This is a genomic window from Burkholderia aenigmatica (assembly GCF_902499175.1).
Taxonomy (GTDB): domain Bacteria; phylum Pseudomonadota; class Gammaproteobacteria; order Burkholderiales; family Burkholderiaceae; genus Burkholderia; species Burkholderia aenigmatica.
Genome location: NZ_CABVQC010000119.1, coordinates 1 through 10,531, shown reverse-complemented (window position 1 = coordinate 10,531; position 10,531 = coordinate 1). Strand labels below are relative to the sequence as shown.

The window sequence follows — 10,531 nt, the reverse complement described above, 5'->3', positions numbered from 1 at the left end:
AGCGGAGAAGCGGAGAAGCGGAGAAGCGGAGAAGCGGAGAAGCGGAGAAGCGGAGAAGCGGAGAAGCGGAGAAGCGGTGATGCGGTGATGCGGTGATGCGGAGAGACGGAGAGACGGAGAGACGGAGAGACGGCCCGCGAAGCTTCGCAGGCCGGCGGCTCGCTGGCGCGTCAGTGTGCGCCGGCCTTCGGCTTGCGCGGTGCCTTTTCGAACAGTCGGTCGTACAGCCAGCGCGGCAGCACGTGCAGCACCTTCGCGACGACACCCATCTGCCACGGAATCACGCGGAACGCGCGCTGTCTCGCGATCGCCTGGGCCGCACGCGCGGCGAAGCGGTCGGCGTCCATCAGGAACGGCATCCGGTACGGGTTGTGCGCGGTCATCGGCGTGCGGATGTAGCCGGGCGCGATCGTCACGACGCCGACGCCGGCCGGCCGCAACTCGACGCGCAGCGCTTCGAGATATTTGATCGCTGCCGATTTCGACGCGCTGTACGCGCCGGAGCCGGGCAGGCCGCGCACGCCGGCGACGCTCGCGACACCGACCAGCGTGCCGTGGCGCGTGGCCGTCATCGGGCCGACGAACGGCTCGAACGTCGCGACCATCCCGTAGTAGTTGATGTCCATCACGTCGCGGAACGTCGCGAGATCGCCCTGGCCCGTGACGGCGCCCTGGCTGATGCCCGCGTTCGCGATCACGACGTCGGGGCAGCCGTGCGTCGCGATGAACGACGCGGCGGCCGTCGCGAGCGCGTCGGCATCGCGCACGTCGGCGGAATAGACGGAGATGGACAGCTTCGGGAAGCGCCGCGCGAACGCATCGAGGGCATCGGTGCGTCGCGCGACGAGTGCGAGCGTGGCGCCCTGGCGGGCGTATTCCTCGGCCATCGCGAGGCCGAGGCCGCTCGATGCGCCGGTGATGAAGACCTTCAGCGGAGTAGTCATGCCGGCGCGCGGGCGGGGATCAGAGCTTCTTGTCCTGAACCTGCTTCACGAGAAAGTCCAGCACCTGGGCGGTGCCCGGGATGCTGTTCGCGTAAGCGGGGCCCGTCTTGTACTTGCCCTGGACGACGACCGTCGGCACGCCGTCGATCGCGTAGTCCTTCAGCAGCTTGGCCGACTGGTTCACTTCGCCCTGCACGCTGAACGAGTTGTACGCGTCCATGAACTGCTTCTTGTCGACGCCCTGCGTGGCCAGGAAGTCGGCCTGCGCCTGCGGCGTCAGCAGGTAGTTCTTCTGCTTGTGGATCGCGTTGAAGATCGCCGGCGTGACCTTCTCGGAGATGCCGAGCGCGGACACCGCGTAGAACAGCTTCGAGTGCGGGACGAAATCGTCACGGAATGCGACCGGGACGCGCTTGAAGTCGATGTTGTTGCCTTGCTTTTTCACCCAGGCCTCGATCGTCGGCTCGAATTCGTAGCAGTGCGGGCAGCCGTACCAGAAGAACTCGATCACCTCGACCTTGCCGGCCGGCGCGGACACCGGCTGCGGCGACTTCATCACCTCGAAGTCCTTGCCGGCCACCGGCGCGGCGGGCGAAGCCTGCGCGAGACCGGCGGCCAGGCCCAGGGACAGAAGGAGCGTGCTAAGCAGTTTTTTCATGTTGTGAACGTCGAATCAGTTGCTCGGGTTACGGAACGTAACGGGTTCTGAGTGGGCTCGGCCGGTTGCTTACTGCTTCGTGAAACGGATCACCGCCGTGTCGACACCTGCATCGGACAGGCGCTGGCGGGCCGAGTTCATCTCCTCGAACTTCGAGAACGGGCCGACGCGTACGCGGAAATAGGTCACGCCGCTGACATCCCGCTTCGACACCTTCGACTCGAAGCCCTGAAAGCCGAGGCGCGCGCGCTGCTGCTCGGCGTCGCCTTCCGTCTTGTACGCGCCCACCTGCAGGAAGTAGCCGGTATTCGCATCGTTCGCGGTCGGCGGCTTCGCTGCCGCGGCGGCCGTGGCCGACGAGGTCGGCTTCGGCGTGTTCGCGGCCAGTTGCTGCTGTTGCTGCTTTTGCGCGGCGGCTTGCTGGGCTTGCTTCTGCGCGGCGAAGCGCGCGAGGTCGTCCTCGCCGCCTGACTGCTGCTGCGGGCGCTGTTGTTGCTGTTGCTGCGCTTGCTGCGTCTTCTTCGGCGGCGGCGTGGTGTCGGCCGGCTTCGGCGCGACGGCGACGCCGTTGCCCGACGACGGATTGTTCGACGCGGTCGTGCCGTTCGAGCTGCCGGTATTGTTCGAGCCGCTCGATCCGTTGGCCGACGGCGGCACTTCGACGATCTGCGGTTCGGGCAGCAGGCCGCCCTGGGTCTGGTTCGCGGCCTGGCCGGGCGCCGTGTTCGGCGGCGCGGGCTGCGCGGCCTGCGGCACCGGCTGGCCGGGCGTCTTGCCCTGCAGCGCGCGGTTCGGATCGAACTGCTGCGGCTGGCTCGCGCCGTTGTCGGCCGGCGGCGGCGCGACCTTCGACACGAACGGCGACGGGGAGCGCGTGATGTAGAGCGCCACCACCACGGCGATCGCGAGGCCGACGATCAGGCCCAGCACGATTCCAAGAAATGTCCCTCCGGCTTGTTTCGATTGCTTCGAAGTTCGGCGTGGTTGTGCCATTGCTTGAGTCACCTGCAAAAAGAATCGTGAAAAGGCCGCGGCGGGCGCTCCTGCCGCGGCCATTCGCTGCCCGATTCGGGCCGCTTGCTGCGTTACATCTTGGCGGGCGCGGACACGCCGAGCACCGCCAGACCGTTCTCGAGCACCTGCCGGGTCGCGGCGAGGAGCGCGGCGCGCGCATTACGCGGTGCTTCGTCGTCGACCAGCACGCGCTCCGCATTGTAGAACGAGTGGAATTCGCCAGCGAGGTCGCGCAGGTAGAACGCGACCGCGTGCGGCGCCAGTTCGTTGGCCGCGTGCGTGAGCATGTCCGGGTACTCGGCCAGCTTCTGCATCAGCGACGCTGCTTGCGTGCTCGTCAGCTGCGACAGGTCGGCGCCCGGCAGCTGCGCGACGTCGACGTTGTAGCGCGACTTCAGCTCGTTGAGCACCGAGCAGATCCGCGCGTGCGCGTACTGGACGTAATAGACCGGGTTTTCGTCGTTCTGTTTCAGCGCGAGGTCGATGTCGAATACGAACTCGGTATCGGCCTTGCGCGAGATCAGGAAGAAGCGCACCGCGTCACGGCCGCGCGTGATGGTCGCTTCGTCGATCAGGTCGGGCGCCGCTTCCTGGCCCGCCGCCGCGCCACCCGACCATTCGATCAGGTCGCGCACCGTCACGTAGCTGCCCGCGCGCTTCGAGATCTTCACTTCCTGGCCGTCACGCATCACGGTGACCATCTTGTGCAGCACGTAGTCGGGGTAGCCCTTCGGGATCCCGATGTGCAGCCCCTGCAGGCCCGCGCGCACGCGCGCGATCGTGCCGTGGTGGTCCGAACCCTGGATGTTGATCACCTTGGTGAAGCCGCGCTCCCACTTCGTCACGTGGTACGCGACGTCCGGCACGAAGTACGTGTACGTGCCGTCCGACTTGCGCATCACGCGATCCTTGTCGTCGCCTTCGTCGGTCGTGCGCAGCCACAGCGCGCCGTCCTGCTCGTAGGTCATGCCGGCCTTGATCAGCGCGTCGACCGTCTTCTCGACGCGGCCTTCGCTGTACAGCGACGACTCGAGGTAGTACTGGTCGAACTTTACGCCGAACGCCTGCAGGTCCATGTCCTGCTCGCGACGCAGGTACGTGACCGCGAACTTGCGGATCGCGTCGAGATCCTCGACGTCGCCCGTGCCCTTGACCGGCTCGCCGTCCGACGCCGCGACCGTTTCGCCGTTCAGGAAGTCGCGTGCGATGTCGGCGATGTATTCGCCGTTGTACGCGGCTTCCGGCCAGCCCGCGTCGCCCGGCTTCAGGCCGCGTGCGCGCGCCTGCGTCGAGATCGCGAGGTTGCCGATCTGCACGCCCGCGTCGTTGTAGTAGAACTCGCGGTGCACCGCGTAGCCCTGGCTCGCGATCACGTTCGCGAGCACGTCGCCGAGCGCGGCCTGGCGGCCGTGGCCGACGTGCAGCGGGCCGGTCGGGTTGGCCGACACGAATTCGAGCAACACTTGCTTGCCTTTCTCGCGATCCGACGTGCCGAACGCGCGGCCCTGGTCGAACACGGCGGCGATCACCGCCTGCTTCGCGGCGGCCGACAGGCGCAGGTTGATGAAGCCGGGGCCGGCGATCTCGGCGGCTTCGACGAGGCCTTGCGCGCCCGGCTGGGCGGTGAGGGCGGCGACGATCTGCTCGGCGAGCTGGCGCGGGTTCGTGCCGAGCGGCTTCGCGAGCTGCATCGCGACGTTGCACGCGACGTCGCCGTGCGCGGCGACCTTCGGGCGCTCCAGCGTGATGGCGGGGGCGACGAACGCGGCGTCGGCGCCTTTCAGCGCGTGTGCGACCTGCTTGACGCTATCCGCGAGCAGGGCTTCGAGGGTCTGTTTGTGTGCTGGCAGCATGCTGGTAGAAGGCTTCGTTGGTGGCGGCCGGAAACGCCGGCCCGCCGGCACGCTTTTTAAGCGCGCGTTTCAGGGATCGCAGAATTTTAACAGGTGCTAATATGCCGCTCAGGCGGCCCGTGTCCGCGAGGCCGGACGCCGGTCTGCCGGCGTTCCCCAACCGCGCTGTGCAGGCACAACAAGATGAAAAGGGAATTGTCATGATTACGTTCAAGAGCAAGGCGGCACAGGATCTCGACGTGCTGAAGGATTTCGCCGTGTATGTGCTGGGTCTCGTCGGCAAGCAGCTGGGCGAGCGCGGTGTGATTACGCACGACGAGCTGGACCACGCGATCGCCAAGCTGGAAGGCGCGGTCGCGCAGGCGAAGCAGGAACGCGCCGAGCATGCCGGCCATTTCCACGAGGACGAAGCCGACCACTCGCACCACGAAGTGCCGCCGAGCCTGGCACAGCGCGTCGCGCCGTTCCTCACGATGCTGCGCGAAGCGAAGGCCGGCCAGGCCGACGTGCACTGGGGTTTCTGAGCTTCCTTGCCCGGCAGTACGAAAGGTTAGTAAGACAAGAAAAAGCCCGCTTCCGAGCGGGCTTTTTATTTTGTCTGATGAAAACGGGGTGATCAGAGCTGCGGTGCGAGCGCGCGGCGCGCGTCGTCGAGCGACAGCGCCATGCGCTGCGCGTAGTCCTCGAGCTGATCCTGCCCGATTTTGCCGACCGAGAAGTAGGTGCTGTCCGGATGCGCGAGATAGAAGCCCGACACGCTCGCAGCCGGCAGCATCGCCAGCGAGTCGGTCACGCTCATGCCGATCTCGTCCGCGCGCAGCACGTCGAACATGTCGCGCTTCACGAGGTGGTCGGGGCAGGCCGGGTAGCCGGGTGCCGGGCGGATACCCGCGTACTTTTCCGCGATCAGCGCTTCGTTGTCGAGCGTTTCACCGCTCGCGTAGCCCCACAGCTCGCGCCGTACGCGGGCGTGCATCGCTTCCGCGAAGGCTTCCGCGAAGCGGTCGGCGAGCGCCTTCAGCATGATCGCGCTGTAGTCGTCGTGGTCGGCTTCGAACTGTTTTTCCTTCACGTCGACGCCGAGGCCGGCCGTTACCGCGAACATCCCGATGTAGTCGGCGACGCCCGATTCCTTCGGTGCGATGAAGTCGGCGAGCGAGCGGTTCGGCCGCATCACGCCGTCGACCACCGGGCGCACGCTCTGCTGGCGCAGGTTGCGCCACGTGAGCAGCACTTCCGAGCGCGACTCGTCGCTGTAGATCTCGATGTCGTCGTCGTTGACGGTATTTGCCGGCAGCAGCGAGAGCACGCCGCTCGCGGTCAGCCAGCGGCCCTGGATCAGGCGCGCGAGCATCGATTTCGCGTCGGAGAACACGCGGCGCGCCGATTCGCCGACGATCTCGTCGTTCAGGATCGCCGGGTACGGGCCCGCGAGGTCCCAGGTCTGGAAGAACGGGCCCCAGTCGATGTACTGCGCGAGCTCGTTCAGGTCGTAGTTCTTGAACACGCGGCGGCCGATGAACTTCGGCTTCACCGGCTGGTAGCCCGCCCAGTCGACCTTGGTCTTGTTCGCGCGCGCGTCGGCGAGCGTGACCATCGGCTGCGCCTTGCGGTTCGCGTGCTGGTCGCGGATCCGTTCGTAGTCGGACTTCAGCTCGTCGAGGTACTTCGTCGCGCCTTCGTCGGACAGCAGGCTCGACGCGACCGACACCGAGCGCGACGCGTCCGGCACGTAGACCACCGGGCCTTCGTAGTGCGGCGCGATCTTCACGGCCGTGTGCACGCGCGACGTCGTGGCGCCGCCGATCAGCAGCGGGATCTTCTTCACGCGGAAGTAGTCGTCGCGCTGCATTTCCGACGCGACGTAGGCCATTTCCTCGAGGCTCGGCGTGATGAGGCCCGACAGCCCGATGATGTCCGCGCCCTCGACCTTCGCCTTCGCGAGGATCTCGTTGCACGGGACCATCACGCCCATGTTGACGACTTCGAAGTTGTTGCACTGGAGCACGACCGACACGATGTTCTTGCCGATGTCGTGCACGTCGCCCTTCACGGTCGCGATGACGATCTTGCCCTTCGCACGCACGTCGCCGCCCGCTTCCGCGAGCAGGCGTTTTTCTTCCTCGATGAACGGGATCAGGTGTGCGACCGCCTGCTTCATCACGCGCGCCGACTTCACCACCTGCGGCAGGAACATCTTGCCCTGGCCGAACAGGTCGCCGACGATGTTCATCCCGTCCATCAGCGGCCCTTCGATCACGTTGATCGGTCGGCCACCGGCCGCGGCGATCTTCGCGCGCACTTCTTCGGTATCTTCGACGATGAAGTTCGTGATGCCGTGCACCAGCGCATGCGAGAGCCGCTTCTCGACCGGCTGGTTGCGCCACTCGAGGTTCTCTTCCTTTTTCGCACCCCCTGCCTTGAACTTGTCGGCGATCTCGAGCAGGCGGTCGGTCGAATCGTCGCGGCGGTTCAGGATCACGTCCTCGACGCGCTCGCGCAGCTCCGGGTCGAGGTCGGCATACACGCCGAGCTGGCCGGCGTTGACGATGCCCATGTCCATCCCCGCCTGGATCGCGTGGTACAGGAACACGGTGTGGATCGCCTCGCGCACCGGGTCGTTGCCGCGGAACGAGAACGACACGTTCGACACGCCGCCGCTGATCTTCGCGTGCGGCAGGTTCTGCTTGATCCAGCGGGTCGCCTCGATGAAGTCGACCGCGTAGTTGTTGTGCTCCTCGATGCCGGTCGCGACCGCGAAGATGTTCGGGTCGAAGATGATGTCTTCCGGCGGGAAACCGACTTCGTTCACGAGGAAGTTGTACGAGCGCGTGCAGATCTCGATCTTGCGCTCGTAGGTGTCGGCCTGGCCGGTCTCGTCGAACGCCATCACGACGGCCGCCGCGCCGTAGCGGCGGATCAGGTGCGCGTGGTGGCGGAACGCGTCCTCGCCTTCCTTCAGCGAGATCGAGTTGACGATCGCCTTGCCCTGCACGCACTTCAGGCCCGCCTCGATCACTTCCCACTTCGACGAGTCGATCATGATCGGCACGCGTGCGATGTCCGGCTCGGATGCGATGAGATTCAGGAAGCGCACCATCGCCGCCTTCGAATCGAGCATCGCCTCGTCCATGTTGATGTCGATCACCTGCGCGCCGTTCTCGACCTGCTGGCGCGCGACGGCGAGCGCCTCGTCGAACTGGCCGTTGAGGATCATGCGCGCGAACGCCTTCGAGCCGGTGACGTTGGTGCGTTCGCCGACGTTGATGAAGAGCGTCCCGGGCGTGACGTTGAACGGCTCGAGGCCGGCAAGGCGCATCATGTGATCGGTCATGGCGGTGCGAATTCTGGTGATGAAGGACGTGGGCGGTCGGGTCAGGCGTTGTCGCTGTACTGGTTCGGCCAGCGGCGCGGCTTCACGTCGGCGAGCGCCTTCGCGATCTCGGCGATGTGTTCGGGCGTCGTGCCGCAGCAGCCGCCCGCGAGGTTCACGAGCCCGGCTTGCGCGAATTCCTTCAGCAGGCCCGACGTGACGTCCGGCGTTTCGTCGAAGCCCGTCTCGGCCATCGGGTTCGGCAGGCCCGCGTTCGGGTAGCACGACACGTAGGTGTCGCACAGCTTCGCGAGCTCGGCGATGTACGGGCGCATCAGCGCCGCGCCGAGTGCGCAGTTCAGGCCGAACGTGAGCGGCTTCGCGTGGCGCAGCGAATTCCAGAACGCCTCGACCGTCTGGCCCGACAGGATCCGGCCCGACGCATCGGTGACGGTGCCCGAGATCATGATCGGCAGGCGCTCGCCGGTGTCCTCGAACAGCTCGTCGAGCGCGAACAGCGCAGCCTTCGCATTCAGCGTGTCGAAGATCGTCTCGACGAGGAACAGGTCGACGCCGCCATCGAGCAGCGCCTTCGCCTGCTGGTAGTACGACGTGCGCAGCTCGTCGAACGTGACGTTGCGTGCGCCGGGATCGTTGACGTCCGGCGAGATGCTCGCTGTCTTCGGCGTCGGTCCGATCGCGCCCGCGACGAAGCGCGGCTTGTCCGGCGTCGCGTATTTCTCGGCCGCTTCGCGTGCGAGCTTTGCCGATTCGATGTTCATCTCGACGACGAGATCTTCCATCTCGTAGTCGGACTGCGCGACGGTCGTCGCGCCGAACGTGTTGGTCTCGACGATGTCGGCGCCGGCCGCGAAGTACTGGTCGTGGATCTCGCGGATGATCTGCGGCTGCGTGATCGACAGCAGTTCGTTGTTGCCCTTGATGTCGCGCGCGAAATCCTTGAAGCGCTCGCCACGATACGCGGCTTCGTCGAGCTTGTAGCGCTGGATCATCGTGCCCATCGCGCCGTCGAGGATCAGGATGCGCGATGTCAGCAGCGCGGGCAGAGCGGCGCCGCGCGTGTAGGGCGCGTCGAGCGGGACGGAAGCGGCGAGAGGAGTCGCAGACATGGGCGAAGGACCGGCGAAGACGGGAAAACCGTCATTGTAGCCGGTGCGCCTGGGGCCCGCCCGGCCTGGCGCCGCGCCGGTGGGCCGCCAAATGAAAACCCCCGCACGGCGAACCGGGCGGGGGCATGATCGGAGTGCTCGCGGCGCCGCGTCGTTGCGCGGCGAATGGCCCGGCCGCGCGAGGCGCCGGGCCGCGGGTCGTCAGTGCAGCACGACGGGCATCATCATCAGGCTGTCGAATTGTCCGAGGAATTCGTCGACTTCGTCGAGCGACGGTTCATCCTCGATCAACTGCTTCACGTGCGCGCGGAATCGTTCGGCAAGTTCGCCGTCGATGAAGATTTCGCGCTGCGCGTTCTTGTCGACGATTTCATATCCGCCGGCATTCATCAGGTGGTGGCCGGCCTGCGGCGCGAATTCGACGACGCAGTAGTTGGGGCTGTTGTAGATCATTTGCATGGCGGCACTCCTCTTCGCAGTGGCATCTGGCCTTGTTGTCCCCTAGGTGGGGCGAGCCTTGCCGGTTTCAAGGGGCTTGCGCTGCACACCCCGTTCCCGTCTGCATGGGGTGTATCGGTTAGAAGCCGATGTCTATGAAACGTTTCCTATTGTCGGCCGGTGGACTGAAATAGTTGTTAAAGAGTGTCATCGGCGATTTCAAGGAAATCTGTAATCGGTCGAAATTGCCGAATCGCGCGTGAGTTCACTGTGTGACAGGTGATGTGACAGGCGATGACGCAGGCGGTGCAGCCGGTTGTGCCGGCGGTTGCACGGTGGCCGGCGGCGCGGGTTGTGCCGGTGCCGCGGCCGGTGCGGCCGATGCATCGGGCGTCGGTGCACCGTCGGGCGCATGCGTGGCGCCGTCTGCGGATTCCGCATCGGACGGCGCGCCCGGCGCCGCGAGCCGGCCATGCCACAACAGCTCGATTTGCGCGCCGTTCGGTTCGGTCTGCACGAGCCGCGCGGGCAGCCAGCCGAGCGACGGCGCGAGCCACATGTCGATCCGGCGCGTGTCGCCGTCGCGTCGAGGCAGGCGCATGAAGTGCCGCGCGTTGATGATGCCGGTCTGCGTCTGCACCTGCTCGTCGCCGATCACGGTGATCGGCCAGGTCTCGCCGCTGTTGTTGTCGATCACGAAGAACTGCTGCGTGACGCCCGGCTTGTATGCGGCGGGATTGCCGCGCACGAGCCCCGACAGTTGCATCAGCATGCTGAAGCGGTCTTGCACGCCGTCGGGCAGCGGCGCATTGTTCGGCGTGCGCGTGAACACGACCTGCCGGATCTCGCGGTTGAAGATCGCGATGTCTTCCGGCCGCTTGCCGCGCTTCTCGACGTAGCGGTCGGGCGCGACGCCGAACGCGTCGATGCGGCCTTCGCTGCGATAGGTGAACGGGCCGACGAACGGCACGGGCATCGACACCGACAGGTCGTAGGTACGCCCGTCGGTGCGCCAGCGGATCGTGCCGATCATGTTCTGCATGCCGTTGTAGAACGTGTCGTACTGCAGGTCGCCGGAGGGCGGTGCGGTGAACTTCACGCCTTGTGTCGCGGGGCCCGGCGTCGCGGCGCTGGCGGCGCCGGCGGCCGACGCGGCATGCGCGCCCGACGCGCCCGGCACG

The 10,531-nt window shown here is 66.4% G+C and carries 9 protein-coding genes; 1 reads left to right on the top strand and 8 read right to left on the bottom strand.

Annotated elements, in window-relative coordinates:
• Positions 1-170 precede the first annotated feature (170 nt).
• The 4 genes from BDO18943_RS41590 to argS all read right to left on the bottom strand — a co-directional run bounded on the left by BDO18943_RS41590 (position 171) and on the right by argS (position 4,469).
• Complete coding sequence (locus BDO18943_RS41590) at positions 171-944, bottom strand: SDR family oxidoreductase (RefSeq protein WP_043187101.1); 774 nt, start codon at positions 942-944, stop codon at positions 171-173.
• Positions 945-963: 19 nt separating this feature from the next.
• Positions 964-1,602 carry a thiol:disulfide interchange protein DsbA/DsbL gene (locus tag BDO18943_RS41585; RefSeq protein ID WP_011353364.1) on the bottom strand — a complete coding sequence of 213 codons (639 nt, stop codon included), beginning with the start codon at positions 1,600-1,602 and terminating at the stop codon, positions 964-966.
• A gap of 69 nt (positions 1,603-1,671) precedes the next feature.
• Entirely contained in the window at positions 1,672-2,595 is a 924-nt protein-coding gene (locus BDO18943_RS41580) for an SPOR domain-containing protein (protein WP_175026621.1), read from the bottom strand.
• Positions 2,596-2,687: 92 nt separating this feature from the next.
• Entirely contained in the window at positions 2,688-4,469 is a 1,782-nt protein-coding gene (gene argS, locus BDO18943_RS41575) for an arginine--tRNA ligase (RefSeq protein WP_175026620.1), read from the bottom strand.
• A gap of 200 nt (positions 4,470-4,669) precedes the next feature.
• On the opposite strand from argS, the gene BDO18943_RS41570 reads away from it, so the two are divergent.
• Positions 4,670-4,993, top strand: coding sequence for a DUF1840 domain-containing protein (locus tag BDO18943_RS41570; RefSeq protein WP_043187107.1), 324 nt, complete (start codon positions 4,670-4,672; stop codon positions 4,991-4,993).
• A gap of 92 nt (positions 4,994-5,085) precedes the next feature.
• Here the strand turns inward: BDO18943_RS41570 and metH are convergent, their stop codons facing one another.
• The 4 genes from metH to BDO18943_RS41550 form a co-directional block, all read right to left on the bottom strand.
• A complete protein-coding gene (gene metH, locus BDO18943_RS41565; protein ID WP_175026619.1) occupies positions 5,086-7,803 on the bottom strand; it encodes a methionine synthase in 2,718 nt (905 codons plus the stop codon).
• 41 nt (positions 7,804-7,844) lie between these two features.
• Entirely contained in the window at positions 7,845-8,912 is a 1,068-nt protein-coding gene (locus tag BDO18943_RS41560; RefSeq protein ID WP_175026618.1) for a homocysteine S-methyltransferase family protein, read from the bottom strand.
• Positions 8,913-9,113: 201 nt separating this feature from the next.
• Positions 9,114-9,371, bottom strand: a complete 258-nt coding sequence (locus tag BDO18943_RS41555) for a BTH_I0359 family protein (RefSeq protein ID WP_006477667.1) — start codon at positions 9,369-9,371, stop codon at positions 9,114-9,116.
• Positions 9,372-9,615: 244 nt separating this feature from the next.
• Positions 9,616-10,531 (bottom strand): DUF3108 domain-containing protein (locus tag BDO18943_RS41550; protein ID WP_175026617.1); only part of this gene is annotated, 916 nt, incomplete at its 5' end.